General features: G+C 64.6%; 31 protein-coding genes, 1 tRNA gene and 1 riboswitch. Of the genes, 13 read left to right on the top strand and 19 right to left on the bottom strand.

The genetic code is table 11. The annotated features are described in order from the left end of the window. Window positions 1-79: 79 nt before the first annotated feature. Together IP68_RS05200 and IP68_RS05195 are read right to left on the bottom strand one after the other, a co-directional pair. On the bottom strand, window positions 80-1,483 hold the full coding sequence (locus tag IP68_RS05200; RefSeq protein ID WP_054133916.1) for a hypothetical protein: 1,404 nt from the start codon (window positions 1,481-1,483) through the stop codon (window positions 80-82). After that, the gene (locus tag IP68_RS05195; protein ID WP_054133915.1) at window positions 1,480-2,115 is read right to left on the bottom strand and encodes an ATP-binding cassette domain-containing protein; all 636 of its coding nucleotides are present in this window, start codon (window positions 2,113-2,115) and stop codon (window positions 1,480-1,482) included. Before IP68_RS05195 ends, IP68_RS05200 begins: the two co-directional genes overlap by 4 nt. A gap of 77 nt (window positions 2,116-2,192) precedes the next feature. After that, window positions 2,193-2,298, top strand: a riboswitch (TPP riboswitch). 45 nt (window positions 2,299-2,343) lie between these two features. Between IP68_RS05195 and thiC the strand changes: the two genes are divergently transcribed. After that, window positions 2,344-4,248, top strand: coding sequence for a phosphomethylpyrimidine synthase ThiC (gene thiC / locus IP68_RS05190; RefSeq protein WP_054133914.1), 1,905 nt, complete (start codon window positions 2,344-2,346; stop codon window positions 4,246-4,248). Continuing rightward, window positions 4,241-4,837: a hypothetical protein gene (locus IP68_RS05185; RefSeq protein WP_231683751.1), complete on the top strand. Its 597-nt coding sequence runs from the start codon at window positions 4,241-4,243 to the stop codon at window positions 4,835-4,837. Before thiC ends, IP68_RS05185 begins: the two co-directional genes overlap by 8 nt. 123 nt (window positions 4,838-4,960) lie before the next feature. Here IP68_RS05185 and IP68_RS05180 read toward each other — a convergent pair whose 3' ends face one another. Both IP68_RS05180 and IP68_RS20580 read right to left on the bottom strand, forming a co-directional pair. Beyond that, window positions 4,961-5,380, bottom strand: a complete 420-nt coding sequence (locus tag IP68_RS05180; RefSeq protein WP_054133913.1) for a hypothetical protein — start codon at window positions 5,378-5,380, stop codon at window positions 4,961-4,963. Next, window positions 5,377-6,291, bottom strand: a complete 915-nt coding sequence (locus IP68_RS20580) for a DNA/RNA non-specific endonuclease (RefSeq protein WP_082382146.1) — start codon at window positions 6,289-6,291, stop codon at window positions 5,377-5,379. The genes IP68_RS05180 and IP68_RS20580 overlap by 4 nt, the downstream gene beginning before the upstream one ends. Window positions 6,292-6,580: 289 nt before the next feature. Here IP68_RS20580 and IP68_RS05175 point away from each other — a divergent pair, with 289 nt between their 5' ends. Both IP68_RS05175 and IP68_RS05170 read left to right on the top strand, forming a co-directional pair. Beyond that, the gene (locus tag IP68_RS05175) at window positions 6,581-7,000 is read left to right on the top strand and encodes a hypothetical protein (protein ID WP_156317953.1); all 420 of its coding nucleotides are present in this window, start codon (window positions 6,581-6,583) and stop codon (window positions 6,998-7,000) included. 163 nt (window positions 7,001-7,163) lie between these two features. After that, window positions 7,164-7,358 (top strand): hypothetical protein, encoded by a 195-nt coding sequence (locus IP68_RS05170; RefSeq protein WP_054133911.1) that lies wholly within the window; start codon window positions 7,164-7,166, stop codon window positions 7,356-7,358. Between the two features lie 188 nt (window positions 7,359-7,546). On the opposite strand, the gene IP68_RS05165 is transcribed toward IP68_RS05170, so the two are convergent. The 5 genes from IP68_RS05165 to IP68_RS05145 all read right to left on the bottom strand — a co-directional run bounded on the left by IP68_RS05165 (window position 7,547) and on the right by IP68_RS05145 (window position 11,296). Continuing rightward, window positions 7,547-7,996: a pyridoxamine 5'-phosphate oxidase family protein gene (locus IP68_RS05165; protein ID WP_054133910.1), complete on the bottom strand. Its 450-nt coding sequence runs from the start codon at window positions 7,994-7,996 to the stop codon at window positions 7,547-7,549. 95 nt (window positions 7,997-8,091) lie between these two features. Then, entirely contained in the window at window positions 8,092-9,387 is a 1,296-nt protein-coding gene (locus IP68_RS05160; protein WP_054133909.1) for a glycosyltransferase family 87 protein, read from the bottom strand. Between the two features lie 23 nt (window positions 9,388-9,410). Beyond that, complete coding sequence (locus IP68_RS05155; protein ID WP_054133908.1) at window positions 9,411-9,860, bottom strand: GtrA family protein; 450 nt, start codon at window positions 9,858-9,860, stop codon at window positions 9,411-9,413. 205 nt (window positions 9,861-10,065) lie between these two features. Continuing rightward, window positions 10,066-10,503, bottom strand: a complete 438-nt coding sequence (locus IP68_RS05150) for a DUF2141 domain-containing protein (protein ID WP_069050800.1) — start codon at window positions 10,501-10,503, stop codon at window positions 10,066-10,068. Between the two features lies 1 nt (window position 10,504). Further along, window positions 10,505-11,296 carry a sterol desaturase family protein gene (locus tag IP68_RS05145; RefSeq protein ID WP_054133907.1) on the bottom strand — a complete coding sequence of 264 codons (792 nt, stop codon included), beginning with the start codon at window positions 11,294-11,296 and terminating at the stop codon, window positions 10,505-10,507. An 88-nt stretch (window positions 11,297-11,384) separates the two neighbouring features. Here IP68_RS05145 and crtY point away from each other — a divergent pair, with 88 nt between their 5' ends. Beyond that, window positions 11,385-12,560: a lycopene beta-cyclase CrtY gene (crtY, locus tag IP68_RS05140; protein WP_054133906.1), complete on the top strand. Its 1,176-nt coding sequence runs from the start codon at window positions 11,385-11,387 to the stop codon at window positions 12,558-12,560. Here the strand turns inward: crtY and IP68_RS05135 are convergent. From IP68_RS05135 to IP68_RS05110, 6 genes are all read right to left on the bottom strand, one after another. Continuing rightward, complete coding sequence (locus IP68_RS05135; protein WP_054133905.1) at window positions 12,557-12,976, bottom strand: hypothetical protein; 420 nt, start codon at window positions 12,974-12,976, stop codon at window positions 12,557-12,559. The genes crtY and IP68_RS05135 overlap by 4 nt on opposite strands. A gap of 235 nt (window positions 12,977-13,211) precedes the next feature. Continuing rightward, a complete protein-coding gene (locus tag IP68_RS05130; RefSeq protein ID WP_231683750.1) occupies window positions 13,212-13,442 on the bottom strand; it encodes a biotin/lipoyl-containing protein in 231 nt (76 codons plus the stop codon). Continuing rightward, on the bottom strand, window positions 13,442-14,479 hold the full coding sequence (locus IP68_RS05125) for an alpha-ketoacid dehydrogenase subunit beta (RefSeq protein WP_054133903.1): 1,038 nt from the start codon (window positions 14,477-14,479) through the stop codon (window positions 13,442-13,444). The genes IP68_RS05130 and IP68_RS05125 overlap by 1 nt, the downstream gene beginning before the upstream one ends. Further along, entirely contained in the window at window positions 14,476-15,447 is a 972-nt protein-coding gene (locus tag IP68_RS05120; RefSeq protein ID WP_054133902.1) for a thiamine pyrophosphate-dependent dehydrogenase E1 component subunit alpha, read from the bottom strand. Before IP68_RS05120 ends, IP68_RS05125 begins: the two co-directional genes overlap by 4 nt. After that, on the bottom strand, window positions 15,447-16,085 hold the full coding sequence (locus IP68_RS05115) for a glutathione S-transferase family protein (RefSeq protein WP_054133901.1): 639 nt from the start codon (window positions 16,083-16,085) through the stop codon (window positions 15,447-15,449). The genes IP68_RS05120 and IP68_RS05115 overlap by 1 nt, the downstream gene beginning before the upstream one ends. 16 nt (window positions 16,086-16,101) lie before the next feature. After that, on the bottom strand, window positions 16,102-16,866 hold the full coding sequence (locus IP68_RS05110) for an SDR family NAD(P)-dependent oxidoreductase (RefSeq protein ID WP_054133900.1): 765 nt from the start codon (window positions 16,864-16,866) through the stop codon (window positions 16,102-16,104). Window positions 16,867-17,095: 229 nt separating this feature from the next. On the opposite strand from IP68_RS05110, the gene IP68_RS05105 reads away from it, so the two are divergent. From IP68_RS05105 to IP68_RS05080, 6 genes are all read left to right on the top strand, one after another. Beyond that, complete coding sequence (locus tag IP68_RS05105; protein ID WP_054133899.1) at window positions 17,096-17,626, top strand: DUF4345 family protein; 531 nt, start codon at window positions 17,096-17,098, stop codon at window positions 17,624-17,626. Window positions 17,627-17,719: 93 nt separating this feature from the next. Further along, on the top strand, window positions 17,720-18,832 hold the full coding sequence (gspL, locus tag IP68_RS20455) for a type II secretion system protein GspL (RefSeq protein WP_054133898.1): 1,113 nt from the start codon (window positions 17,720-17,722) through the stop codon (window positions 18,830-18,832). Beyond that, window positions 18,829-19,308 (top strand): type II secretion system protein GspM, encoded by a 480-nt coding sequence (gspM, locus tag IP68_RS20450; protein ID WP_054133897.1) that lies wholly within the window; start codon window positions 18,829-18,831, stop codon window positions 19,306-19,308. The genes gspL and gspM overlap by 4 nt, the downstream gene beginning before the upstream one ends. Window positions 19,309-19,315: 7 nt before the next feature. Further along, a complete protein-coding gene (gene gspN / locus IP68_RS05090; RefSeq protein WP_054133896.1) occupies window positions 19,316-20,038 on the top strand; it encodes a type II secretion system protein N in 723 nt (240 codons plus the stop codon). A 217-nt stretch (window positions 20,039-20,255) separates the two neighbouring features. Beyond that, on the top strand, window positions 20,256-21,800 hold the full coding sequence (locus IP68_RS05085) for a hypothetical protein (protein WP_082382144.1): 1,545 nt from the start codon (window positions 20,256-20,258) through the stop codon (window positions 21,798-21,800). Further along, entirely contained in the window at window positions 21,797-22,231 is a 435-nt protein-coding gene (locus tag IP68_RS05080; protein WP_054133894.1) for a thioesterase family protein, read from the top strand. The genes IP68_RS05085 and IP68_RS05080 overlap by 4 nt, the downstream gene beginning before the upstream one ends. 16 nt (window positions 22,232-22,247) lie before the next feature. Here IP68_RS05080 and IP68_RS05075 read toward each other — a convergent pair whose 3' ends face one another. Then, a complete protein-coding gene (locus tag IP68_RS05075) occupies window positions 22,248-23,000 on the bottom strand; it encodes a ferredoxin--NADP reductase (protein ID WP_054133893.1) in 753 nt (250 codons plus the stop codon). A 159-nt stretch (window positions 23,001-23,159) separates the two neighbouring features. Next, a tRNA-Arg gene (locus IP68_RS05070) sits at window positions 23,160-23,236 on the bottom strand. An 83-nt stretch (window positions 23,237-23,319) separates the two neighbouring features. Between IP68_RS05070 and IP68_RS05065 the strand changes: the two genes are divergently transcribed. Then, entirely contained in the window at window positions 23,320-24,072 is a 753-nt protein-coding gene (locus tag IP68_RS05065; RefSeq protein WP_231683749.1) for a queuosine precursor transporter, read from the top strand. Between the two features lie 22 nt (window positions 24,073-24,094). Here IP68_RS05065 and IP68_RS05060 read toward each other — a convergent pair whose 3' ends face one another. Both IP68_RS05060 and IP68_RS20735 read right to left on the bottom strand, forming a co-directional pair. After that, window positions 24,095-24,283 carry a PspC domain-containing protein gene (locus IP68_RS05060; protein WP_054133892.1) on the bottom strand — a complete coding sequence of 63 codons (189 nt, stop codon included), beginning with the start codon at window positions 24,281-24,283 and terminating at the stop codon, window positions 24,095-24,097. 44 nt (window positions 24,284-24,327) lie between these two features. Then, window positions 24,328-24,456 carry a hypothetical protein gene (locus IP68_RS20735; RefSeq protein WP_255352534.1) on the bottom strand — a complete coding sequence of 43 codons (129 nt, stop codon included), beginning with the start codon at window positions 24,454-24,456 and terminating at the stop codon, window positions 24,328-24,330. A 255-nt stretch (window positions 24,457-24,711) separates the two neighbouring features. Between IP68_RS20735 and recF the strand changes: the two genes are divergently transcribed. Then, window positions 24,712-25,809, top strand: a complete 1,098-nt coding sequence (gene recF, locus IP68_RS05055) for a DNA replication/repair protein RecF (RefSeq protein WP_054133891.1) — start codon at window positions 24,712-24,714, stop codon at window positions 25,807-25,809. Window positions 25,810-25,904: the final 95 nt, after the last annotated feature.

The following is a 25,904-nucleotide window of genomic DNA, read 5'->3' as shown; positions in this document are numbered from 1 at the left end:
GGGTGTTGGCGGAAGATTATCGTGCGACTGTGACAGCGGCAATGCAGCGGGTCACAGGGCCAGGACGAATGTTCAGGCGCTAGCTGGACAGATAGACGTACCAGCCGATCAGCAGCACGACGCGCGGGGCAAACGACGAACCCGTCAGCGCCGCCAGCGCGATCGCAACAACCGAGGCGGCACCTCCGCTTGCCAGCGCCAGCAGCAGCGGGTCTGCCGATCCGCGCGCTGCTGCTGCAGGAACCGCGAGCAGCAGCGACCAGCCCGTTCCTGCCAGCACGAAGGCGAAGCGCCGGACAGCAGGCGACATCGGGGTGGTCAGCGCAAGCTTGAGCAGGCCGCGCGCCTCGCTGCGCCCGGCATGCGCGCTGAGGCCAAAGATGAGCAGCAACAGCGCAAGCGGGCTGCCGACATGGCGATAGTCCCCGTACAGACCTGCAAGCGCAGCGGCGGCGGCGAGCAGCAGGAAAAGCCGCCCCGCACCGATCAGCCGGGCCTCTGCTATCACCAGCCCCGCAAGGCGCGATCGTGCAGCTTTTGCGGGGGGTGCATCGCTCTGCGCCGGGGCTGGCGGCCCCGCAGACAGCAGCCGGGCAATCCGCCCCTGCCGGGCCTGGCTGCGTCTCGACCGGTGCGGGCGGTAGATCCCACCTGCGAGCAGCACCAAGGCAAACGCAACGGCGACCCAGCCCAGGCGCGCAGCGACGTAGCCGGGCGCATGCAGCCCGGCCATCACGTCCAGCGCAATCCGCCCCGCGCCGAGATCGCGGGGCGCGCCGATGATGATGTTGCTGTTGTCCGCAGGCTGAGGACCGACAAGCGGACGGACAAAGCCGCCATAATCCAGCATGTTGGCAGCCAGGCTGGATGGCTGGTCCGCAGTTATGATCGGCGCGACGAGCGAAAACATCCAGATGAAGAAATAGCACAGGTCACCCAGCGCACCGCGCAGCCATGGCACCGCATCGAATATGATGCGCAGCGCCGCTAGCCCGATCAAAGCGGGCGCCGCCACTAGCCACAGGGCATAGGCGATCAACCAGGGCTGCCAGGGGCCCGTGACCATCAGCCAGCCCAGGAACCAGCCTGCGACGGTCAGCGTGCCCAGCGACGCGAGCAGCACCGCAGCATCAGCGAGAAATCGCCCCATCAGCATCGCAACGCGCGGCGCGGCGGTCACCTCTTCAACCTGCCAGGGCTGGCGGCGGTTGGTGTTGGCGCGCAGATAGATATAGCCTGCGGGCAGCAGCAGCGTCGTCACCACGATGCCCAGCCACACGCCCAGCACCGGCGAGGTCAGCACCGGAAGCTGATCGTTCACCGCAATCGCGATGCCCTTGCCGCTTTCATCCGATATCATGAAGCGCGCGCCCACGGGCGCGATCAGCAGCAGCAGCCACAGGCCCCAACTGCGCTGATAGCGGATCAGGCTGGTGACGAGCGACGACCGGAGCACCGCGCCGGTTTGCGGCCCTGCAATCATGCCGGCACGACCCTGCCCTGATCGACGCGCAGCACCTGAACCGCTGCCGGAGCCAGCGCATCGGCGAGGTGCGTGGTCATCACCACCACCGCCTCGCGGGCGCGTTCGACGATCAGCTCGCTCAGCCGCGCTGTAGTCTCGCCGTCCAGTTCTGCCGTGGGTTCATCCAGCGCCAGCAGCCGGGGTGCGCCCAGCATAGCCTGCGCGAAAATCAGCCGCCGCCGCATGCCGCCTGAGAAGGTCGAGATGCGGTTGTTGATATCGGCGTGCAGCCCGATCCGCTCGGTGATCGCTCCGAACTGCACATCTGCCTCGCGCGCATCCAGCCCCTTCAGCGCGGCCATGTGCAGCGCGAATTCGCGCGCGGTCAGATCATCGGGCAGTTCGACCGCCTGCGGGGCATAGCCCAATGTGGCGCGCAGCGCCTGCCGTGCGCCCGGCAGCGCGGCGCCATCCCAAGCAACTTCCCCCTTGTTGGGCTTTTCCGCCGTGGCGATCAGCCGCAACAGCGTGGACTTGCCCGCCCCGCTCGGCCCGACCAACAGGGTGAGCCCCACCGGAAAGCTCGCGGAAACCGCATCCAGCACCGTCTTGCGGCCATAGGATCGTGATATCTGTGTCAACTTCAGCATATCGCTGTGTTATAGCGGCAATACAGTGCGCGCAAGCGGATTTCTCTGGTCAAGCCGCACCGGACCCCCTAATCTCCCGCCCATCCCCGGGGAGCCGAGCGGCTGAGAGGTGGGCGTTGCGCCCCACGACCCGTTGAACCTGAACCGGCTGATACCGGCGGAGGGAGGGAGCGGCGTTTTTACCATCCGCCCGCGTCCGCTCTCCCGTCGACCAAGGAGAGTTTACCCATGGCAGATATCCACGCACGCACCGAAATCGGCGTTACCACCGGCCCCATCCGCGGCAGCCGCAAGGTGCATGTTGCCACCAAATCGGGCAGCGGCATCCGCGTTGCGATGCGCGAGATCGATCTCGCCGGTGGCGAGCCGTCCGTCCGCGTCTACGACACCTCGGGCCCGTACACCGACGCAGAAGCGCATATCGACATTTCCGCAGGCCTGCCCGAGCTGCGCCGCGACTGGATCTGGAATCGCGGCGATGTCGAGGTGGTCGACCAGCGCGAGGTCAAGCCCGAAGACAACGGCCAGCTCGGCCCCGATCGGTCGGGCGGCGTGCCCGCCTTCCCCAACGTCCGCAAGCAGGTGCTCCGCGCGAAGCCCGGCATGAACGTCAGCCAGATGCATTATGCCCGCCGCGGCATCATCACGCCGGAAATGGAATATGTTGCCGAGCGCGAGAACCTGGGCCGCGAACGCCTCGCCGAATACAGGCGCGACGGCAACAGCTTCGGCGCCTCGATCCCCGATTACGTGACGCCCGAGTTCGTCCGCGACGAGGTCGCGCGCGGCCGCGCGATCATCCCCAGCAACATCAACCACCCCGAAAGCGAGCCGATGGCGATCGGCCGCAACTTCCTGGTCAAGATCAACGCCAATATCGGCAACAGCGCGGTCGCATCGAACGTAGCCTCCGAGGTCGACAAGATGGTCTGGTCGATCCGCTGGGGCGCGGACACCGTGATGGATCTCTCCACCGGGCGCAACATACACGACACCCGCGAATGGATCCTGCGCAACAGCCCCGTGCCGATCGGCACCGTGCCGATCTATCAGGCGCTGGAAAAGGTCGGCGGCGTCGCCGAGGAGCTGACCTGGGAGATCTTCCGCGACACGCTGATCGAACAGGCCGAACAGGGTGTGGACTATTTCACGATCCACGCCGGGGTCCGCCTCGCCTATATCCCGATGGCGGCCAAGCGCGTCACCGGCATCGTCTCGCGCGGCGGTTCGATCATGGCGAAATGGTGCCTGGCGCATCACAAGGAAAGCTTCCTCTACGAGCATTTCGACGAGATCACCGAGATCATGAAGGCGTACGACATCGCCTATTCGCTGGGCGATGGCCTGCGCCCGGGATCGATCGCCGATGCCAATGACGAGGCGCAGTTCAGCGAGCTCTACACGCTGGGCGAGCTGACCCACCGCGCGTGGAAATCCGACGTGCAGGTGATGATCGAAGGGCCCGGCCATGTGCCGATGCACAAGATCAAGGAAAACATGGAAAAGCAGCTCGAGGTGTGCGGCGAGGCGCCGTTCTACACCTTGGGCCCGCTCACCACCGACATCGCGCCGGGATATGACCATATCACCAGCGGCATCGGCGCGGCGCAGATCGGCTGGTATGGCACCGCGATGCTCTGCTACGTCACGCCCAAGGAGCATCTGGGCCTGCCCGATCGCGACGACGTCAAGGTCGGCGTGGTCACCTACAAGCTCGCCGCGCACGCCGCCGATCTTGCCAAGGGCCACCCGGCAGCGCAGGTGCGCGACGATGCGCTGAGCAAGGCGCGCTTCGAATTCCGCTGGCGCGACCAGTTCCACCTCAGCCTCGATCCCGACACGGCGGAACAGTATCACGACCAGACGCTGCCCGCAGAAGGGGCGAAGACCGCGCATTTCTGCAGCATGTGCGGGCCCAAATTCTGCTCGATGCAGATCAGCCAGGAAGTCCGCGACTTCGCGACCAAGCAGAACCAGGGGGTAGAGGGCTTCATCGCCACCGGGCCGAGCGGGGCGGAGACGGCAGCGGCAAGCAAGGAAGCCGCGCTCAAGGGCATGGCGGAGATGAGCCAGCTTTACGAGGACATGGGCCGCGAGCTGTATCTGGGCGCGGGCGACCGCGAGCATGATTGAGCCGGTGAAGGCCGCGCTGGCAGCCGCATCGCTCGCGGTGCTGCTGCTCGCGGGCTGCGGGTCCGAACCCGCAGCCGAGCGGGCCGCGCCGGGGCCGGATGCTGTGGTCGTGGCGGATGCGCCTCAGGCGGCAGACCCGGCGCCACCAACGCCGCCGATCGCCACTGCGCAGACGCTGACGCTCGAAGGCTTTGGCGGACTGACGATCGGCAAACCGGTGCCCGCAGGCTCGCCCTGGGCCGCGCGCGGCGCGCAGATTTCCGAGGGCTGCACCGAAATCAGCGCGCCCGACTGGCCCGGCGCCTATGCGATCGTCGAGGAGGGCGTGGTCCGCCGCATCACGGTGAGCAACAAGTCCGAGGCGAAACTGCTCGAAGGCATCGGCTCCGGATCGACCGAGGCCGATGTGCGCAAAGCCTTCCCCTCATTCGTCGCCGAGCCGCACAAATACGTCGACGCCCCCGCCAAATACCTCACCCAACCCGGCAACGACCCGCGCCTGCGCTTCGAGATCGACGCCGAGGGCAAAGTCAGCCTGGTTCATGTAGGGATGATGCCGACGCTGGCGTATGTCGAGGGGTGTGCTTGAGGGTTGGGTAGCGGTTGACGAGGACGACGGGAGGCTGGGTCGTGAGCGGGTCGTCAGGCGCTGAACAAGCTATGACTTACAGTGGCCAGCGCCTGTCAAACTTTAAGCGTCACATCACAAAGACTAAAGCTCCCAACTGCCAAAGGGCATGGGCGGATAGACAATTTTGTCATCTCCGAAATACGAATGGACCACTTCGTCCCTGACCTCAAACTCATCTTTTTCAAGGTCGATATCCTTAGCGTAGAGAATGTTTGTGGTGAGCTTTCCGGATTTTATAAACATCTCGATAGCTTCACACCGGCTAGCCGGGGGAGGTGTGAATGCCAACTCCCATAGAAGATCAAGATTTTCTCTGTCATCAGCCACGACATTACAATATTGAATATAGCCTTTTTTTCCAATAAACACACTGTACGTGATGCTGTCTGTAGAAATTCCGCTCAAAAGCAGAATTCCTCTGTTTTCCGATCCATGTTTCGCTACCAGATTTCGGGCAATTTCAGAAATGATATCTGCCATTTCAACCTGCCATTCGGTCATTTCCGTTTCCCCTTTCGCTTCTTTGGAGCTCGAATAGCGCTGGGTCGATTAGGTACTTCAGCAAATTCCGTGCGCCCACCGATATTGTACCAAATGAGAAGCCGATCAGGTCGCCTCGATCCCTTGGGATAAATTATGTCCATGGCCAGACTGACGGGCTTACCCTTGGCTTTGGCATCGAACCACTTTTGTTCGAGGACGCGATACTTTCCGCGATTGATCGATGCGTCCTGCGCGAAATGGTTAAAGGCATCGCGTGGTCCATTGAAGCGGTGCGCAATGAAATGGCCGCCGTCATCCGTCGGCAGCCGGTCCGGCTTACCGGCATTGCGCTGCGCCGATCTAGACCTTGGTGTCCGGGCGTCGATCGAGAGGTCAGGAACTTCAATCCTGTGGGGATCGCCGTTCTCATCCAGCGAAAAGTGGTAACCATTGCGTTCAACCTTCCGCCAACCTGGCGTCCTGACGGGCCGCGCCAGTTCAGGCTTGACGGATGGACGCGGTTTGACCGGTCCTGTAAGGATGGTAGCCTGCGCAGGCGCGCTTCGAGGAATCGGTTTTGGCTTGGGCTTGACCTGACCACCAGTTGATCCTCTCGCGTCCCATGAACCACTGGCACCCCCGCCACCGAAGGAACCCTCGCCCCTAACCGGTCGGCGCGGTGGATGGCCTTGAACATCCACCCGGTGCGGAGGCCTACGAGGCGGCGAGCTTGCCTGTCGTGCCGCACGCCCCTGCCCGCCCGACCCGTAATGCCGCCCGGTGCCGGCAAAGGTGAAACGACCGTTCTCCGGGTCGTGCCAGGGATTGAACTTGCGTTCAATCGCGCGAATCGTTCCCCGATCAGGCCAGCGCCCCGTTCGCAACCATATTGCAAAGCCATTGCGCGTGCCATCCGACGAACCCTGCATAGTGCCGCTCCATAAAGGAAAATCGGCAAGAACATATCAGCAACATTTTCCAACAAGTCAATCGACGGTAGAAAAGCTTGAGCAGGGGAACCCTAAACGACATTGCGTGAATAGTAATGGATACCCACCGTTTCAGTAACTTAGGTCTGGATCAGGCTCGCTGCAGGTTGTCGCCGGCCATCTGCTCCGTTTCGGATGCAATAGCGCTGCAGAGGGTGCTTCTAATCCAGTCGCTGGTTTATGCTCACTCTCGCGGCGCGAAGCTGCAGCAAGAGCCGGGGGCGAAACAGTGAGGCGTATCAAAATAGCTTTGGCGCTGGCGCTCTCCGCCGCCTCGGTCATGACCCCGCCCGCGTGGACCATGGCGCCCAAGGACTCTCAAGCCATGCCGATGGACTTTTCCCATGTCACCAGCCGCGCGCAGGCCGAAGCCCTGGTCAAGCGCGGGGATCTGGTCAGGATACGCTTCTTCCCCAAAAGGTTCGGCGGACGGGCTGATCGGGAGAACATCGGCTATGTCCCTCCGGGCGCGCTGATGATGATCGACTTTGCCAATGACCGGGTCAGCGGGCTGATCGATCTGAAGGCCATCGATCGCCTGGTGGTGGAACCTAAATATCGCGGCAAAAGCATCGTTCCGGTGCAGATCGTCTACATCTGCTCGGGCGAGGGCGAAGCCACGATCGACATGACCCTCAATATCTGGTGAGCGCAGATGCTTGCATTCGCGCACCGGAGCCCCGCTCTGCAGGGCGGCCTGCTTCTGTAGGTGCGCCTCGGGCAGGTGCCGGTACGGGGTTGCCGGTAAACGGTCATCGGGTTCGGGGATCATGACTCGAGACAAGGACCGCCCCGCCAATCCGGCATGCCGGATGACGCGCGAAATCGACCCAGGCGTGCCTCGAACGCCGGACGAAGATATTGGCTTTCGCTCGACCGATATAGGCAGCTTCCTGCCGGAAGCGACGTATCGCGCTGTGCCCATCGTGTGGTTCGTTAGCGCGCTGATGGTCCAGTTTTTCGCGCTGGCATTCCTGCTGTCGTTGCCCGTATCGGCGTCGCGATAGTCGCGCTTTCGACGGTGGTGAGTGTGATGGTCCGCTACTGGACATTCAGGCGCGGCATGTCGCGCGCATCGCGCGCATGGAAGATAGCGACCGATGTCTCTTTGCTGCTGAACTGGGCCTGGTTGTCGGGAATCGCGTTGGTGCGATAGGCGCTGCAGGAGCGAGAACCTCCGTGCGAGGCGCCCCCGTCACCCCACCACGAAGTCCCCCTCGTCCTCGCCATCCCAATACGCCACCCGGCTCGCGCGGACGTGGAGCATGACCAGGCCTTCGGTGTCGATGCCCTGTTCGAACCATCGTTCGAGATCCTTGCTCCAGTGCTTGGCGAACTGCGCCTTGTCGCGCACGATGTCGGCGGTGCCCTCGACCGCGATGAAGATGCCCGGCTTGCCGAACAGCGAGGTATTGCCCTGCAGCGACAAGCCTACCTTGGGGTCGCGCTTGATGTCGTCGACCATGCGGCAGTCTTCCCAGGTGAAGTAATAGCTGTCGCCGTCGTAATCGACCTCGCGGTTGTTGCTCATCGGCCGCCCGCCGATCGCGCCGCCTTCGGCATGGGTGTTGAGCATCGCGAAATCGATGTCCCGCATGGCCTTGGCGATGTGGGTGAGCTGCTGGGCGTGGGTGGTATCGGGCATTGGGGCGTCTCCTGGCGGGTGTGCCAAGGATGCGCGTGACCCGGCGGAAGGTTCCGCGGCGGCTGTCAGCGGACCGGTTTGACCCGCGAGCGGGATCAGGCCAGTTCGATCTGCCGGGGCTCGCTCGCCTGGGCCCGGGGCGCAGCGGTCGGCGCGGAGGCATCGGTTGCGATGGTTGCGGGAATGTCGCTGCCGCGCACGCGTACCGCGCGCCGCATCGCCAGTGCCACCAGCGCGATCAGCAGCAGCAGCGGGGGCGCCATCAGCGAGAGCGGATCGCGGCCGACGCCGGCGATCTCGGGCTCCTGCGCAAAGGCGGTGAACAGGCCATAGCCGGTGCCGACCCAGCACAAGGCGAGCAGCGCGAACTGTTCGATCGGGCGGGTGCGTTCGAGCAGCCCGGGCAGGACGAAGGCCAGCCCTACGCCCAGGATGCACAGGTCGTAATCATAATTGTACGGGCTGACGAACAGCGATGCGGCACATGCGCTCGCGGCGAGCAGCTGCGGCGGCAGCTTGCGCCACCAGCCATAGAACAGCAGCGCGATCACTCCCGCGGCGGATGCCCCGTGCACCGCAAACGCCATGTCCGAGGACAGCCCCGCGCTTCGGGCGGTGGCGTAGATCGATGTCATGCGGAACAGCGGGTATTTGCCCTGCGCCAGATAGGCGCTCGATTCGCGTACGCCATCGAGGAACGCCGGCCAGATCGACAGGCCGAAGATGAAAGTCGGCAGCGCCAGCGCGGCGATGACGATGCCGGCGGCGATGAACATCGCCTGCCAGCGGCGCTCGACCAGAGCGAGCAGCGAGATCGCCGCGGCCAGATGCGGCTTGATCACCATCAGCCCCAGGGGAATGCCCGCCCGGGAGCTGCGCTGCTGCAGCGCGAGCAGGAAGGTCCCGATCAGGGCGCCGGTGAGAAAGCCGTTCTGTCCGGTCATCACGGTGAGCAGGATCACCGGCAGGATCGCGACGATCACGCCGGGCAGATGGTCGCCCGCAATCCGCCTGAGCACGGTGACGTAGAAGGCCAAAGTCAGCCCCACGAACAGGCCATAGGCCCATCCCAGCGGCAGCGCGGCCAGCGCGGTGACGAACAGGGTGAACGGCGGCGGATAGGTCCACGGCATGAACACCTTGACCCCGGTGAAGTCCTTTTGCGCGACCTCCATCTTGGCCATGTTGTAGCTGTCGTTGGCCCGGCCTTCCTGGCCCAGCTTGCCCGCGACATAAAAGGCGTGGAAATCGACCACCGTCTTGTCGCTGCCCGGCGGAACCGGGGTCTGATAGGATATCGCCGCGAAGGTCAGCAGCATGGCGGCAACGGTCAGCGCGGCCTTGAGCAGCAGACGGCTGGTTGCGATCGGGTGAAGATAGGCCTGGGTCATGGATCGGTCGGACGCGGCGGGCCTCAGGCCGGCGGAGCGGCGGCCACGGCATAGGGCGCGGTGCCCGCAGCCTTGGTGTTGAACACGAAGCGGCGGTCGAGCTGATACTTGACGAAATAACCGATGCCGAGCCCCAGCAACGCGCCCGCGACGCGCGCGTCGTGCGTGTGCCAGGTGAACCAGAACAAGGTCTCGGTACCCCAGAAGATCAGCGTGGTGACCACGCCCATCAGCGTGTAGAGCGAGAATTTCTGCGCATGGGCGGCAACACCGCGGCTGTGATCGGCAAAGATCCAGCGCTTGTCGAGCAGGTACTTGACCACCAGCCCGACCCCGGTCCCGGCGGCGAGCGCGAGGTAGTAAACCAGCGCCTGGTCGTCAAAGGCGAGGATCGCCGATTGCGTGCCCAGATTGGCCGTGGTGGCAAGGATGGCGAAGGCGCCATAATGCAGCGCGAGGGTCAGGTTGCTCACAGCGCACCCCTTTCAAACGCCAGTGCGTGCGGCTGAACCCCAGGATTTCGCTCGGCAGCTGGCATCGAACACCCCATCTTCGCTCCCGTCGCGACATGCAGACAGGGGGCTTTGGAGCGAGGATAGGATCGGCTGGCTTAGATTTCGTTAACGCAACGCGGATGGCGGGCGATGAAGGCGCCGACTGTGGCCGACAGCCTGATGCCTACAGATAGTATTTGATCTTCACCCGCTGGCTGGTGCCTGCGCCCTGGGCCACGAAGACCACCTGCGAAAAGCGCGGCGGGCCGAAGCTGAAGCTGGGATTGCGCGAGAAGCCGATGCCTTCCTTGGGAATACCGGCAAAGGTGTCGAGCTTGCTGTTGCCGTTCTCGTCGTGGACGATGGCGAGTGCATACTGGCCTGCGGGCAGGTTGGAGAAGCGCGCGACGCCATCCTTTGCTCGCGCCGTCATCCGGCGCGCCGCAGGATCGTCCTCGCAATCGGGAAAGCTGCGTTCGTTGGCGGTCAGGCAAAGCTGGAGCAGTCCCTTGGACGAGCGCAGATGATCGACGGTGATGTCGATATCGCTCAGCGGAGCGGCCCCCGGCAGGACAGACAGCGCGGCCAGGCCGAGCGCCAGAGTCTTGGGCAATGCCACCATATCAACTCCCAGAATGTGCAGAACGCGCGGCGTCGAGCGCCGCATTTGCCTGCCCCTTGTGCGATCCCGTTGCAGGGAACTCCCCCAGCCCCTTGTCCGTACCGCATAGCCTGTCCCAGAAACGGAAATAAAGCCCGTAATTGCAGGTGTAGCGCGCATGGTGGTGCTGATGGTGGCTGGCGGTTATCAGTCCCTTGCCTAACGGCCCGTGAACAAGCCAGCGCGGAAACAGCTCCCAGCCCATATGGTTGGTCACCCCCATCAGCGTCATGATACCCAGCACCAGCCCCAGCATCGCGGCATGGATGGGGATGACGAACACCAGCACGGGGATCACGATTGCCCCGGTGAGCGCCTCGATCGGGTGAAAGCTCATCGCCGCCCAGGCGGTGGGCGGGCGGCTGTCATGGTGCACCGCATGCGCGATGCGGAACCATCTGGGCTGGTGCATCCAGCGATGTGTCCAGTAAAACCATGTATCGTGCGCAAAAAGATAGGCGATCACCGAAACCGGCAGATACCACAAGGGATAGGCGCTCCAGTCGGTATAGACCTGCGTCCAACCATGGTTCTGCCAGCCCCAAGCGACTACGCCGGTGGGGATGCCATAGATCGCCGCGCTGTACAGCGACCAGCGGATTTCCCGGCCGATCTGCGGCTTCATGCCCTTGTAAAGCCCCGGGCGGACCTTGTCAGTCAGCCACGCAAACAGGCCGCTGGTCAGCAGATAGCGCACACCGACAATCAGCGTCATCGCCAGCGCCGACAGCGCGATGTGAGAGGAACCGAGCATCGTCACGCTGTAGCGTGGTTATGCTGCGCTGCAAAGCGGTCCCTGAACCCTTCCCCTGCGCCGCTGGCTGCGCTAGGGCGGGTGGGACATGAAATCTCCGCGCAATCTCTCCAGCAAGACTCTCAAATGCGATGTGGCGATCCTCGGTGGCGGGCTGGCCGGCGGGCTGATCGCGCTCGCGCTGCGCCGCAAGCGGCCCGAGCTCGACGTGCTGCTGATCGAGGAGAGCGCATCGCTGGGCGGCAACCATATCTGGTCGTTCTTCGGACCCGACGTCGCGGACAAGCATCGCTGGCTGGTCGCGCCCTTGGTCTGCCATGGCTGGCGCGGCTACGACGTCAAGTTTCCCGGGCACGAGCGCGCGCTAGAAGAAAGCTATTATTCGATCCTGTCCGACCGGTTCGACGAATATCTGCGCGAAACGCTGCCCGCGCATCACATCGTCACCGGCACCCGCGCGCTGGCGGCCAGCCAGACCAATGTCGTGCTGGAAAACGGCGCACGGATCGAGGCCGGCGGCGTGATCGATGCGCGCGGCGGGGGCAATGTCCGCCATCTGCGCTGCGGCTGGCAGAAGTTCATGGGGCAGATGCTGCACCTTAGCGAACCCCACGGCCTCACCCGCCCGATCGTGATGGACGCGACGGTCGAGCAGATGGACGGCTATCGCTTCGTCTATTGCCTGCCGATCAGCCCGATGGAGATCTTCGTCGAGGACACCTATTACAGCGACACTTCGGACCTCGACACGCAGGCGCTGTCGGCGCGGATCAGCGCCTATGCCGATGCCAAGGGCTGGCAGATCGAACGCGTCAGCCGCACCGAGACCGGCGCACTGCCGGTGGTCTATGGCGGCGATTTCGGCGGATACTGGCAATCGACCGGCGGCGATGTCGCCAAGGCAGGCACGCGCGCGGCGCTGTTCCACGGCCTCACCGGCTATTCGCTGCCCGATGCGGTGCGGCTTGCTGCGCACATCGCCGAGATGCCCGACCTGTCGGGAGCGGCTCTGGCCGAAATGAGCCGCAAGACCAGCCTCGACCATTGGCAGGCAGACGGCTTCTATCGGATGCTCACCAAGATGCTGTTCAAGGCGGCGGGCCCGGATGAGCGGTATCGCGTGCTGGAACGCTTCTACACCCTGCCCGATGCGCTGATCGCGCGGTTCTATTCGGGCAAGTCGACGCTGTTCGACAAGGTCCGCGTGCTGGCGGGGCGCCCGCCGATGCCGATCTGGCGCGCGATCCGGGGACTGTTCAGCTAACGCGAGCGGTCTGCCAGCCTTGCAAGCAGCTTGGTGTTGTAAGCCGTGGACTTGAGCCGACGACAATCCTTGAGGAACTCGGTATTTCCCGCCCGCGCAAACGCCTCAGCCTCTTTTTCCGACTTCGAATGGTCTAGCAGGAAGCTGCGAATTCTGGAGACCAGGCTGTCGGACGGAAGCCTTTTGTCCGTGATGGAAAGCGGAGAAAATTCCTTTGGATACACGTTGTGCTTCCACAGGAAATCGCCCTCCGCGATATCGTGTTGAAGAATTTCCAGGTTCATGTGCTTGCCGCGCGCGACGATCACGCCAGTATCGTAATCGATCCGATATTCGTCCCGCATCTTCCGGATGAAAACCCAGCAAAACGGCGTCATGGTCGCAAACGGACCAGCAATGATGTGCTCTGCGTCCAACTCGAAGTAAGTCAGACCGACGTCAACTCCGGCAATCGCCTGACAAATTGATTTGCGATCCGATCTGGCTGACAGAGGCTTTCTCCTTGCGGCGGGTTAGATGAGGCGCGGAGCCTATCACCCTCGGCGCATGGCAGCCATGGGGTCGTTGGGTGGACAACAGCTTATTTCGCAACAGCGCGGCGAACGGACGGGCGGCTTGGCCCCGCGGCACCCTAAACGGGCCTCTGCGCGGCTACCCGATCGTCCCGATGACATCGCCGATCTTGTAGGCTTCGCCTTCCTCGCCGGTCACGCGCAGCACGCCCGATTCCTGCGCCTCGATCTCGGTGGTGCTCTTGTCGGTCTCGACGGTGTAGAGCACGTCGCCCTTTTCCACCGTCTCGCCGTCACCGAACATCCATTCGACCAGAGTGACCTCGGTGACGCTCATGCCCAATTTGGGGATGCGGATTTCGGCCGGCATCAGCGTTTCCATTCCATCGTCGTGCGGATTGCGCCTGCAATCTCGTCCTTGTTGGGGATCCAGGCCTGCTCAAGCACGCTCGCCATCGGCACCGCGGAGAACGCGCCGCCGATGCGTTGCACCGGAGCCTTCAGCTCGTTGAACAGCGCCTCATGTAGCCGCGAGGCGATTTCCGCGCCGGTGCCATAGGCGCGCACCGCCTCGTGCAGCACGACCGCCCGCCCCGTCTTGCGCACCGATGCAGTGACGGTCGCCTCGTCATAGGGTGCGATGGTGCGCAGATCGATGACCTCGACCGACACGCCCTCTCCGGCCAGCGTCTCAGCCACTTCCAGCGCATCGAGAACGGTGCGACCATAGGTGATCAACGTGACATCGCTGCCCTCGCGCGCGATCGCCGCCTTGCCCAGCGGCACGCGGTAATCGACGCCCGGATCATCCGACTTGAGCCCGTAGCACAGGATATTCTCGATGAAGATCACCGGGTCGTTGCATTCAATGGCGCTGCGCATCAGCCCCTTGGCGTCTGCCGCGTTCGAGGGCGTGACGATCTTCAGCCCCGGCACATGCGCGAACCACGCCTCCAGCATGTCCGAATGCTGGCCACCGAAACCGACACCGACCCCGGTGGTGGTGCGGATGACCATCGGCACGTTGGTCTGCCCGCCGGACATGAAGCGCAGCTTGGCCGCGTGATTGACGATCTGGTCCATCGCCACGGTGACGAAGTTCATCAGCATGATTTCGGCGATCGGGCGCATCCCCGCCAATGCCGCGCCGACGCACGCGCCCATGATCGCCTGCTCGGAAATCGGCGTCGCGCGGATGCGGTGGTCGCCATATTTCTCGCTGAGCCCGGACGATACCTTGAACACGCCGCCGCCCTGCTTGGCACCGACATCCTCGCCCAGCAGGATGACGCCCTCATCCGCGGCCATGGCCTCGTCGATCGCGGCGTTCAGGCCTTGCACGACGGTGATCTGCTTCACCTTCGCCTTCTTCTCCGCCTTGGCGTCCAGCGTGGCTGCATCGCTCATGCCGCGATCTCCTCTTCGAATACATCCTTGCGGATTTCGTCGGCGTCCGGATAGGCGCTGGCGAACGCGAACTCGACCGCCGCTTCCAGCTCCGCCTCAAGGCCGGCGACGATCGCGTCGAGCTCGGTTTGGTGGAACTGATGCTCGAGCATCAGCGCGTTCAACTTGGGCAGCGGGTCTTCAGCCTTCATCTCCTCGATATGCTCGGGCGGCATGTACGAGAAGTCGGCGCCGAAGAAGTGCCCCATCATCCGGTAGCACATCGCCTCGATCAGCGTCGGCCCTTCGCCTGCCCGCGCCCGGTCCACGGCCTCCTTGGCGACCTGATACATCGCGACCGCGTCGTTGCCGTCGACCTTCACGCCCTTCATCCCGTACGCGGCGGCGCGGGTGACGATCGAGTCCACCTTGGTGTGATCGGCAAATGCGGTGTGCTCGCCATAGCGGTTGTTCTGGCACAGGAAGATCACCGGCAGCTTGTAGAGCTGCGCCATGTTCATCGCCTCGTGGAACGCGCCGATATTGGTCGCGCCATCGCCGAAGCAGGTGACGGTAACCTTGCCGTCCTTGCGGTTCTGGCTGGAGAGCGCGAGGCCGTTGGCGATCGGCAGCCCCGATCCGACCACGCCTGTCGTGACCATCACGCCGGTCGCGGGATGAGTAATGTGCATCGACCCGCCCTTGCCCTTGCAGGTGCCGGTGACGCGGCCAGCAATCTCGGCGATCAACAGGTCGAGCGGGACCCCCTTGGCGATCTGATCATGCTGGCCGCGATAGGTGGTGACGAGATAGTCGTCCTGGTTGAGCGCCGCCATCATCGCCGACGTCACCAGCTCCTGACCGCGCATCGTGTAATAGATGGTGGCAAGCTTGCCGCTCATCAGCAGCGAACGCATCTTCTCGTCGAAGCGCGCGACCTTCATCGTGCGGGTGTAGATATCGAGCAGTTTTTCTCGGTCGATGGTCATTACGCCACCCCCTTTTTGGCGTCGAGGCTGGCGGTGGCGCTGGGGCGCGCGGCGACCCGCTCCGACCAGGCCTTGAGGTTGGCGAGATCATCGGGCGTCGGCTGCCCGACCATCTTGCCAAACTCGGTGAGGCAATAGAGCAGGATATCCGCAAGCGTGAATCGGTCGCCCGCCAGCCAGGTCTTGTTGCTGAGCAGCGCGTCGAACGCGGCGAGCCCATCGCGCGCGCAGGCCTTCAGGCCATCGGCGGCCTCGGGCAGGCAGCGCAACCGGTTCTGGAACATCGGCAAGCCCTCCGAGCCGCGGAACGCAGTGGTCATCGGGGCTACGACATCATAATCGAGCCTGCGCACCAACATGTTGGTCACCGCGCGCTCTTCTGCGGTGGCGCCGATCAGCGGCGGGGCGGGGAATTTCTCCTCGATGTATGCGCAGATCGCGGTGCTTTCCGACAGATGGCTGCCATCGTCCATCTCCAGCAAAGGCAGCTGGCCGAACGGATTGAGCGCGGTGAACGCGGGCTGGCGGTTTTCGCCGGTCATGATGTCGACGAACGCACGGTCGATGGTCGCGCCCTTCTCTTCGAGGAACATCAGGACGACGCGCGGATTGGGGCCGATCGACTGGTAGAGTTTCATCTGCAAAGGCTCCGGATCAGAACTGGACGCGCTGGGTGAAGCCGCCATCGATGACGACATTCGCCCCGGTCATGTACGGGCATGCCGGGCTGGCGACGAAGACAATGGCCTTGGCCACCTCTTCTGGCTCGCCGAAGCGACCCATCGGCATCTTGGCCAATGTGGCCTCGTACAACGCAGGGACGACGCCCTTGATCATTTCCCAGTTGCCGCCGGGATATTCGACCGCGCCCGGGGTGATGCAGTTGACGCGAACGCCCTGCCCGGCCAGCGCCTGGGAGAGCTGCGAGCCATAAGTGATCAGCGCGGCCTTCAGCGCATTGAAGGCCTGGGGCGCGATGAAGGTTTCCAGCGCGGCGGTGGACGACATGAAGATGACCGATCCGCAATCCGATTCGGTGAGCGCGGGGGTCAGCACCTCCATGCCATGCACCGCGTTCATGATGTCCATGTCGAGGCAGCGCTGCCAGTCGCCGGTCGCGCCCTGGCCCGAGGCACTGGCAGTGTGGACGAAGATATCGCAGCCCCCCAAAGCTTCCAGACAGCCGTTCAGCCAGGCCCTGTAGCCTTCCGCATCGCCGGTGATGTCGATCGCAGTGCCGTGCACCTTGCCCGGGCCGCAGCCATCGATCTCCTTGACCGCAGCCTCGACCTTGGCCGGATCGCGCGAGAGGAAAGCGACATCGGCGCCTTCGCGCGCGAAGTGCCTGAGCGCAGCGAGGCCCAGCCCGTGCGCACCGCCATTCATGATGACCTTCTTGCCTGCCAGACCCAGATCCATAACCGCTCTCCTGCTGCCTATCGCGCGTGATTTTATGGCCGCCACGCTAACGGAATCACCTTTCCCCCGTAACCAGCAAAAGTGACAGCAGACGCCGCGGGCAAAGCCGTTTCTCGCGAGGCCGACCGGGATCGAAAGCGGTCCCTGCCCGTATCTGCGCAATGCTGGACATGGTTACCGCGAGCCCATAACAGGGGGCAAAAGGGCCAACGGAGAAGGATCACATTTCATGACCTGGGTCATTCGTCTGCTCGTCGCCGCGATTTCGGCGCTGTTCCTCATCATCGGCGTGCGCGCGATGCTGGATCCACAGAGCATCATCACCCAGTTCGAGCTTGGCCGCCAAGGTGTGACCGGCACCAGCGCGATCCGCGCCGACATGGGCGGCTTTTTCGTCGGAACCGCGCTCGCTGCGCTGATCGGACTGTTTCCGGGCAAGCGGCAATGGCTGTTGGGCGCCGCCGGCATGGTCGCGCTGGCGTTCACCGGACGGGCGATCGGACTGCTCAGCGACGGGCTGACCGCCAACATCGCGCAATCGATGATCATCGAGGCGATCACGATCGCGCTGCTGGTCGCCGCCTTCGGCATTCTCAACCCGCTCCGCCGCGAAGCGCTGGCCGCAGAAAGGGCGGCAGAAGCCGAAACCCAGCGGCTCACCACCGAGCAGGAACGCCTGGCTGCCGAGCAGAACGACATGATGGCACAAAACGATGACCAGCAGCAAAGGGACCGTGACTTGGCCCAGCCGATTGTCTAGGGCAGTATCCATTCGATTCTGTCGCCGTTCGGGGGTTTTGCGATCTTGTCTTCGACCCGCTTCCAGCAGCCCCCGGCCCGGACTGCCTGACCCATGGCACTTGATGGCCTGATCGTCACCTGTCCGCTGTCCGCCGATGCCGCGCTGCACTGGTGGCGTGCCGAAGACGGCCATATTGTCGCGCGCGGACAGGATTTCAGCCCGCCTTCTGCTGCTCCAGGAACCGACCGGGGCCTTACGCTGGCGCTGATTCCGGCCGCCGACACCGTGATCCGCATCCTCGACATGGGCGAGATGAGCGCCGCGCAAGCCGAGGCCGCCGCGCGCTACCGCGCTGCTGACCTGTCGATAGGCGGCGACCTGTTCGTCGGTGTCCGCGCGTTGGGCAACGGCGGCGGCGGCATGCAGGTGCTGTGCGCGACCATCTCGCGCGCGCGTCTGGCCGATCATCTCGCCGAACTCGCGCTGCGCGGGCTCGACCCCGATGTGCTGGTGCCTGTCGGACTGCTGCTGCCTGCGACCGACGCGGCCGTCAGCGCCGTGTTCGGCGATCTCGGCGCGGAACGGCTCGGCGATGTCGTGCTCCCCCCGGATGACGCACTGGGTGCATTGCTTCTGGGTGAAACACCTGCGCTGGCGCTCGACCAGGATGCGCGCGATGCCGCGATGGTTGCCGCGCTCGCCGATCCGCCGCTGAACCTGCGCCAGGGCGACTTTGCCCGCCGCACGCCGATGTTCGCGCTCAGTCCCGGCCAGGGCCGCACCCTGGCATGGCTGCTGGGCGCGCTGCTGCTGGTCAGCCTCGCCATCCCGCTGATCGAGATCGGCAAGAACTATCTGGGCGCGGACCTTGCCGAGCGCCGTGCGCTCGCCAGCGCGCAGCGGCTGGTGCCCGGCGCCACCGACGTTGCGCAGGCCGAACAGCAGCTCGACGGCAAGCTCGCCGCGCGCGGCGCGGGCAACGCCATCGCCACCGTCCCGCTCGCCGGATTGCTCTCCGCGATGCAGCCTGTAGCCGGCGTCACGATCCGTCAGGCCGATTACCGCCCCGGCGGCGTGATCGGCGCGATGATTGCCGCGCCTCGCGTCGAAGACCTCAATGCCGTGCTGATCGCGCTGCAGAACAACGGCTATACCGTCACCGCCGCCAACCGCAGCGATGCGACCGGGCAGGCCGTGGCCGACATCACGGTGCTGGCACCATGACCGAGGCAGCGAAAAACTGGTTCATCGCGCTGTCGCGGCGCGAGCAGATCATGGTGGGCCTCGCCGCGGTGCTGGCGCTCGCCGTCATCGGCTTTTACGGCATCTATCGGCCGCTGTATGATGTTGCGACCGATGCCCGGCGCAGCTTCTACGAGGCCACGATGCAGGCCGGGCGCATCGAGGCGAAGACACAGGCGCTCTCCATGCCCGCCGACACGCGCCCAGCAGAGGCGATTGCCGCACTCAACCTGCTGCTCGCCAGCGAAGCGGCGGAACGCGGATTCACGCTCGATGCCAACACCGCGCAAGGGTCTGACCGCGCCGAGATCGCGATCGGATCGGCCCGATCGACCGCGTTCCTCGGCTGGCTCGCCGATCTGGAGCGGCGCGGCGTTGTGCCTGAAACGCTGATCATCCGGCGGATGGACAACGGCACCGTCTCGGTCTCGGCGCGGCTGGCCAAGGTTGGCGGATGACCTGCGCATGACGGGGTTCACAGTGAAACGCGCAGGCCTGATCGCACTGGTGCTGCTGGCGGCGCTGCTGGTGCTGCTGCCGCTCAGGATCGCGTTCGACATGAGCGGGCTGGGCAGCAGGGGCGTCAGCGCGCGCAGCGTCGAGGGCACCATATGGTCGGGAACCGTGCGCGATCTGCGAATCGGACGGCTGAGCCTGGGCGACATGGATGCATCGCTTTCCCCCCTGGCGCTGCTGGGCGGCGAGACGGTGCTGGCGATGGCGCGCGCGGGTGACACGCCGGGCCAGCCGCCGCTCGCCTTCGACCTGGCACGCAGCGGCGACAGCATCGCGATGCGTAACGCCAGCGGCGATATCGCCACGGCTGATCTGTTCGCCCCGCTGCCGCTGCGCAGCGTGACGCTGGATGGCGCGAACATCGCCTTTGCCGGGCGGACGTGCAGCGCGGCATCGGGTGCGGTCCGGGTCAATATCGAACAGAGCCTGTTCGGCATCTCGCTGCAGCGCGGGCTCAGCGGCACGCTGCGCTGCGATGGCGGCGACCTGCTGATCCCGCTCAAAGGCCAGTCGGGGCTCGAACAGATGGACATCCGCATCACCGGCCAGGGCCGCTACACCGCCGATTTCAAGCTTGGAGGCCTCGCCGGCGGTGCAGGCGCAGCGCTCTCGGTCCTCGGCTTCCGCCAGCAAGGCGATGCCATGGCGATCAGGATCAACGGACGGTTTTGATCGTGGCACTGGCTCAGGGACGGTGCTGCGCGCGATTTTCTCCCCTCCCGCCTGCGGGAGGGGTGCCCGCAGGGCGGGGTGGGCGCGAGGCGCAGCCGAGCCAGTCACCTACGTCTTTCATGCCCACCCCGGTCCGGCTGTGCCGGACCTGCCCCTCCCGCAAGCGGGAGTGGAGAGGGCTGAGCATCATCCGCAGACCATATAGCAGGAGCAGGCCATGACCCTTTCCCCCAATACCCCGGTGCTGATCGGCGTCGGCCAGACGGTGGATCACTGGGACGGCAGCGATCCCGCCGCCGCGCCCAGCCCGCAAGGCCTGATGCAGCGCGCGTGCGAAGCGGCGCTGGCCGATAGCGGTGCCGCCGACGCGGTCCGCGCGGCGATCGATGTCGTCGCGGTGGTTCGCCATTTCGCCGACAGCGCGCCCGGCATGGTGCCCGAAGGCACCGGCGGCTGCGACAAGCCGCCGCTGGGCCTCGCCCACCGGCTGGGCATCACCCCTGCGCGCGCGATCTATTCTATCGTCGGCGGGCAGACTCCGCAGTCTTTGGTCAACGAGTTTGCCGCCGCGATCCATGCGGGCGAGGCGCGCTGTGTGCTGCTGTCGGGCTCCGAAGCGATTGCCGCCGCCAAGACCGCCGCGCGTGCGGGCGTGGCGATCAACTGGAACGAAAGCATCGCGGGTGAGATCGAGGATCGCGGGCTTGGCCCCATGCTGCTCGACCGACACGAGCTGAAGAACGGCGTCGGCGCGCCGATCCTCACCTACCCGCTGTTCGAGCATGCGCTGCGCGCCCGGCTGGGCCGTAGCCGCGCCGAGCATGTCGCAGCGATGTCGTCCTTGTGGGCTGGCTTCAGCGAGATCGCCGCGGCCAACCCCTATGCGCAGTTTCCCAAAACGATGAGCGCGCAGTATCTGGCGACGCCATCGGACAGCAACTACCCGGTCGCCGACCCCTATCTCAAATGGCATGTCGCGCAGGATGCGGTGAACCAGGGCGCGGCGCTGATCCTGACCAGCGTCGCCCAGGCCGAGGCAATGGGTGTACCGCGCGACCAGTGGGTCTTCCTGCACGGAAGCGGCGAGGCGATGGACAAGCCCGTCAGCCTGCGCCCCGATCTGTCGCGGTCGCGCGCAATCGAAGTGGCGCTGACAGGGGCGCTCGACAGTGCGGGCAAGACCGCGAGCGATATCGCGCATTACGATATCTACAGCTGCTTCCCCGTCGCGGTGCTGCTGGCGGCAGAGGCGCTTGGGCTCGATCCTGCCAACACCGCGCTGACGCTGACCGGTGGGCTGCCGTTTGCAGGCGGTGCGGGTAACAATTATTCGATGCACGGCATCGCCGCAATGGCGCAGACGCTGCGCTCCAACCCCGACAGCTTCGGGCTGGTGCTGGCCAATGGCGGGTTCCTCTCCAAGGAAGCGGTGGGCATCTACAGCACCACAGCGCCCGAGAGCTGGGCACCGGTCGATCACGCGCCGATGCAGGCCGAAATCGATTCCGAGCCCGCCCCCACAAGGCTGGAGGAGGACGCGACCGGCACGATCGAAAGCTACACCGTGGGCTATGCCAAGGGCCGACCTGCGCGTGCGGTGGTGGTCGCGCGCACCCCGCAGGGCCGGGTGATCGCCCGCCCTGCCGACGCCGACAAGGACGCGGCCTTCGCCGCGCTGACCGATCCCGAGCGCGATCCCATCGGGCGCACGGTGCACATCACGCATGCCGATGGCGTCAACGGCTTTACGGTCGCCCCGTGAGCCGACCGCAGCGCCCCGTTCGTTCCGATTATGCCGCGTTCACCACGATCAGCACCCGCTGGTCGGACAACGACATCTACGGGCACGTCAACAATTCGGTCTATTATTTCTGGTTCGACACCGCGGTGAACGAATATCTGATCCGTGCAGGTGCGCTCGATATCCATGCCGGAGACACCATCGGTCTGGTGGTCGAAACCGGATGCGCGTATTTCGCGCCGACCGCGTTCCCGGACATCATCCATGCGGGCGTCCGGGTCGATCATGTCGGCACCAGCTCGGTGCGCTATGGGGTGGGGCTGTTCGCCAACGACGACGCAGATGCTGCCGCCGCGGGACATTTCACCCATGTCTATGTCGGGCGCGAAAGCCGCCGCCCGGTGCCCCTGCCCGACGGTCTGCGGACGGCGCTGGAGGCCATCCGCAGATAGACGTCAGTAGCTGCAGTCAGCCGACGAACGCGCGCTCGAGCACATAGGTGCCGGGGTGCGAATGCGCTCCCTCGATGAAGCCCATGCTTTCGAGCAGCGCGCCGGTTTCCTTGATCATCGCCATGCTGCCGCACAGCATGACACGGTCGGTCTCGGGGTTCAGCGGATAATCACCCGCCTCGATCCTGGTGGTGATGCGGCGGCTTTCTCCGGTCCAGGTCGGGCACTTTGTCACAGCGCTGTCATAGATCAGCCGCGTCACCGCCTCTTCGCCGACCAGCGGATCGTGCTCCATCCGCCCTTCCAGCTCCCGGCGATAGGCCAGATCCTGGATCTCGCGCACGGTGTGCTGAACCGTGATCTGCTCGAACCGCTCGTAGACCTCGGGATCGCGGATGATCGACATCCACGGCGCAAGACCGGTTCCGGTGCCGATCAGGTGCAGCCGCTTGCCGGGGAGCAGCGCATCGAGCGTCAGCGTTCCGGTGGGCTTGGCGCCCAGCAGGATCTCGTCGCCGGGCTTGATCTTATAGAGGTGGCTGGTCAGGGGACCATCGGGCACGATGATGCTCAGGAATTCGAGCGTCTCGTCCCACACCGGCGAGACGATCGAATAAGCGCGCAGCAGCGGCTTGCCGTTGATCATCAGCCCCAGCATCACGAACTGCCCGCTCACGAAGCGGAACGACGGGGGTCGCGCCACGGTGAAGGAGAACAGCCCGGTATTCCACTGGCGCGTCGTCAGAACCTCGACATTCGTAAAAGCCATTTTCGTCCAATCAATCAATCTGATCTGCCCGTTAGCAGCAATGGCCGCCAAGGGAGAGGAAGCATAATTTTGCACCGCCCAACGCCAGCTTGCGGCGCGACGGCATCCAACCCGGGGCTGGTTCTTGGCCAGAAGGAGGATCCTACCGGCTGGCGAAACTGGCGCGCCCTACAGGAATCGAACCTGTGGCCTCAAGATTAGAAGTCTCGCGCTCTATCCAGCTGAGCTAAGGGCGCGCGCCTTTTGACATCGCATTGGATGTCGGGGGCGCAATAGCGGGCTTTGCATGGGGCTGTAAACCGCGATATGGCAGGGAGCCATGCATCCTGACAGCACCAGCCCTGCCGCTTCAGCCCTGCCTACCGGCAGCGGCTTCGACCCCGCCACGCACCGGTTCCGCTATTATGACTTCGTGATGGCGGCGTTCGTTACCGTGCTGCTGCTGTCGAACGTCATCGGCGCGGCCAAACCGACCTTCATCACGCTGGGCGGCGAACAATGGGTCTATGGCGCAGGAATCCTGTTCTTCCCGCTGGGCTATGTGATCGGCGACGTGCTGACCGAGATCTATGGTTATGCCCGCGCGCGCCGCGTGATCTGGGCAGGCTTTGGCGCGTTGCTGTTCATGGCCTTCATGAGCTGGGTTGTCGTGAGCCTGCCGCCGGCGGATGGCTGGGATGGCCAGGCGGCGTATGAATCGGTGTTCGGACAGGTCCCGCGCATCGTGCTCGCCTCGATCGTCGCCTTCTGGGCGGGCGAATTCGTCAACAGCTATGTCATGGCGCGGATGAAGGTGTGGACTGCGGGGAAGATGCTGTGGACCCGCACCATCGGATCGACGGTGGTGGGCCAGGGCGTCGACAGCCTGATCTTCTATCCGCTCGCCTTTTACGGGGAATGGGAAACATCGCAGGTGGTCACCGTGATGATCACCAACTGGCTGCTCAAGGTCAGCTGGGAAGCGGCGCTGACCCCGGTGACCTATGTGGTCGTCGGCTGGCTGAAACGGCGCGAAGGCGTGGAGGTTTTCGATACCGCCACCGATTTCACGCCGTTCAGCACCCGCGTGTGATCCTGCATAGGCTGAGGTCCTTTTACCGGTCGGAAGCGATCAGCCCGATCACCAGATAGATCAGCACCGGAGCGCCGACGCCGAACAGGGCGGCCAGCACGAAGGCGATGCGGATGATGTTGGCATCCCAGTCGAAATAATTGGCGATGCCCGAGCACACGCCCATCAGCTTGCCGTTGGACTTGTCGAGATGGAACGAGCGGTTCTTCATGATGGCTTTCCCTTAAAAGCGGAATGAGTGGAGGCGGTGGCCGATCAGACGATCATCGCCGACACGGTGCCAATTTCTGCCGGACCTACGCTCAGGCCGATGAAGAGTGCCGAGGTGGCAAAAGCGCAGATGGCGGCGAGCAGGTTGCTGTTGAGGTTCGAGAGCGAAAACATGGAGTGGTTCCTTTCTGATGAGTGGGTCCCTCTGGGCTGTCCGTCGGGAGATGCCAGAAGCGTTGCACGCGTCGTGCCAAACTGAAAAACCAAGAAAATTCAGTTCCTTATACGCGGAGTGACCATTCTTTCCACAGGCTGAATGCGAAGGTTTGGGAATATTCACGAAAATTTGGCGAGCGGCCTTGCTGATCAGCATGCAGGCATGCGATTTTGCGCGCGATAGCCCGGACAAGCCGCTATAGCCTTGCCCACATGGCGCTCTCCAACCTGTCCCTCAGCCAGTTTCGCAACCACGAGGCCAGCCGCATCGCGGCGGGCGCGCGGTTCAACGTGATCTGGGGCGACAATGGCGCCGGCAAGACCAACATCCTCGAAGCCATATCGCTGCTCGCCCCCGGTCGCGGAATGCGCCGCGCCAATAGCGACCAGATGGCGCGGCAGCAGGGGCCGGGGGGCTTTGCCATCTCGGCCGACCTTGCAGGCGAAGAGGTCAGGATCGGCACCGGGACCAACGCGGATGCCCCCTCGCGGCGGCTGGTGCGGGTGAACGGTGCGGCGGCGGCGGCGACAAGCCTTGCCGACTGGCTGGCGGTTGTGTGGCTGACCCCGGCGATGGACCGGTTGTTCCTGGAAGGCGCAGGCGGCAGGCGGCGGTTTCTCGACCGGCTGGTGCTGGCCCTGCACCCCGCGCACGCCCGCCACGCCGCGCGCTACGAGGCTGCCATGCGCGAGCGCAACCGGCTGCTGGGCGAAACCCGTGCGATCGATCCGGGCTGGATCGATGCGCTCGAAGCGCGGATGGCCGAGCATGGCGGCGCGATGGCCGAGGCGCGCGCCGATACGCTTCAAGCGCTCGAGGTGCAGATCGATGCCCTCACCGATGGCCCGTTCGCCCAACCGACGCTGGCGCTGGAGCGCAAGGGCCCTGTGGAAGCTGGCGCGCTTGCTGCTGCGCTGCGATCGGGCCGCGCGCGCGACCGTGCCGCTGGACGCGCTCTGGCCGGGCCGCACCGCGACGACCTGATCGTCACCATGCGGCAGAAGGGCCAGCCAGCGGCTTTGTGCTCCACCGGCGAGCAGAAGGCGATGCTGATCGCAATCATCCTCGCGCATGCCGATCTGGTCGCCGAGCGCCGCGGCAGCCGCCTGATCCTGCTGCTCGACGAAATCGCCGCGCATTTGGACCCCGCACGCAGAGCGGCGCTGTACGAGCAGCTTGCCGACCGATCGGGCCAGGTGTGGATGACCGGCACCGATGCCGCGCTGTTCGAAGCCGTGCCGCTGGCAGGCCGCGCCGACTGGAGCGTCAGCGGCGGGGTGGTGACGGAGGTTGCGGCGAGCGGATCATAGGCAGATTCCCAGGCACGCCCTGCCATATCCCTCATGCCAACCCACCCCCGCTCAGCCTGAGCGCGTCGAAGGCCCCGCACCAACTCCGGCGAATC

Source organism: Blastomonas sp. AAP25, from assembly GCF_001295965.1.
Classification (GTDB): Bacteria; Pseudomonadota; Alphaproteobacteria; order Sphingomonadales; family Sphingomonadaceae; genus Blastomonas; species Blastomonas fulva.
This window is presented reverse-complemented; position numbering and strand designations above follow the sequence as displayed.

Coding starts and splice junctions, on each gene's coding strand:
- IP68_RS05200 (WP_054133916.1), bottom strand. CDS start 1,483: ATGATTGCAGGGCCGCAAACCGGCGCGGTGCTCCGGTCGTCGCTCGTC.
- IP68_RS05195 (WP_054133915.1), bottom strand. CDS start 2,115: ATGCTGAAGTTGACACAGATATCACGATCCTATGGCCGCAAGACGGTG.
- thiC (WP_054133914.1), top strand. CDS start 2,344: ATGGCAGATATCCACGCACGCACCGAAATCGGCGTTACCACCGGCCCC.
- IP68_RS05185 (WP_231683751.1), top strand. CDS start 4,241: ATGATTGAGCCGGTGAAGGCCGCGCTGGCAGCCGCATCGCTCGCGGTG.
- IP68_RS05180 (WP_054133913.1), bottom strand. CDS start 5,380: ATGACCGAATGGCAGGTTGAAATGGCAGATATCATTTCTGAAATTGCC.
- IP68_RS20580 (WP_082382146.1), bottom strand. CDS start 6,291: ATGCAGGGTTCGTCGGATGGCACGCGCAATGGCTTTGCAATATGGTTG.
- IP68_RS05170 (WP_054133911.1), top strand. CDS start 7,164: ATGACGCGCGAAATCGACCCAGGCGTGCCTCGAACGCCGGACGAAGAT.
- IP68_RS05165 (WP_054133910.1), bottom strand. CDS start 7,996: ATGCCCGATACCACCCACGCCCAGCAGCTCACCCACATCGCCAAGGCC.
- IP68_RS05160 (WP_054133909.1), bottom strand. CDS start 9,387: ATGACCCAGGCCTATCTTCACCCGATCGCAACCAGCCGTCTGCTGCTC.
- IP68_RS05150 (WP_069050800.1), bottom strand. CDS start 10,503: ATGGTGGCATTGCCCAAGACTCTGGCGCTCGGCCTGGCCGCGCTGTCT.
- IP68_RS05145 (WP_054133907.1), bottom strand. CDS start 11,296: ATGCTCGGTTCCTCTCACATCGCGCTGTCGGCGCTGGCGATGACGCTG.
- crtY (WP_054133906.1), top strand. CDS start 11,385: ATGAAATCTCCGCGCAATCTCTCCAGCAAGACTCTCAAATGCGATGTG.
- IP68_RS05130 (WP_231683750.1), bottom strand. CDS start 13,442: ATGCCGGCCGAAATCCGCATCCCCAAATTGGGCATGAGCGTCACCGAG.
- IP68_RS05125 (WP_054133903.1), bottom strand. CDS start 14,479: ATGAGCGATGCAGCCACGCTGGACGCCAAGGCGGAGAAGAAGGCGAAG.
- IP68_RS05120 (WP_054133902.1), bottom strand. CDS start 15,447: ATGACCATCGACCGAGAAAAACTGCTCGATATCTACACCCGCACGATG.
- IP68_RS05115 (WP_054133901.1), bottom strand. CDS start 16,085: ATGAAACTCTACCAGTCGATCGGCCCCAATCCGCGCGTCGTCCTGATG.
- IP68_RS05110 (WP_054133900.1), bottom strand. CDS start 16,866: ATGGATCTGGGTCTGGCAGGCAAGAAGGTCATCATGAATGGCGGTGCG.
- IP68_RS05105 (WP_054133899.1), top strand. CDS start 17,096: ATGACCTGGGTCATTCGTCTGCTCGTCGCCGCGATTTCGGCGCTGTTC.
- gspL (WP_054133898.1), top strand. CDS start 17,720: ATGGCACTTGATGGCCTGATCGTCACCTGTCCGCTGTCCGCCGATGCC.
- gspM (WP_054133897.1), top strand. CDS start 18,829: ATGACCGAGGCAGCGAAAAACTGGTTCATCGCGCTGTCGCGGCGCGAG.
- gspN (WP_054133896.1), top strand. CDS start 19,316: ATGACGGGGTTCACAGTGAAACGCGCAGGCCTGATCGCACTGGTGCTG.
- IP68_RS05085 (WP_082382144.1), top strand. CDS start 20,256: ATGACCCTTTCCCCCAATACCCCGGTGCTGATCGGCGTCGGCCAGACG.
- IP68_RS05075 (WP_054133893.1), bottom strand. CDS start 23,000: ATGGCTTTTACGAATGTCGAGGTTCTGACGACGCGCCAGTGGAATACC.
- IP68_RS05065 (WP_231683749.1), top strand. CDS start 23,320: ATGCATCCTGACAGCACCAGCCCTGCCGCTTCAGCCCTGCCTACCGGC.
- IP68_RS05060 (WP_054133892.1), bottom strand. CDS start 24,283: ATGAAGAACCGCTCGTTCCATCTCGACAAGTCCAACGGCAAGCTGATG.
- IP68_RS20735 (WP_255352534.1), bottom strand. CDS start 24,456: ATGTTTTCGCTCTCGAACCTCAACAGCAACCTGCTCGCCGCCATCTGC.
- recF (WP_054133891.1), top strand. CDS start 24,712: ATGGCGCTCTCCAACCTGTCCCTCAGCCAGTTTCGCAACCACGAGGCC.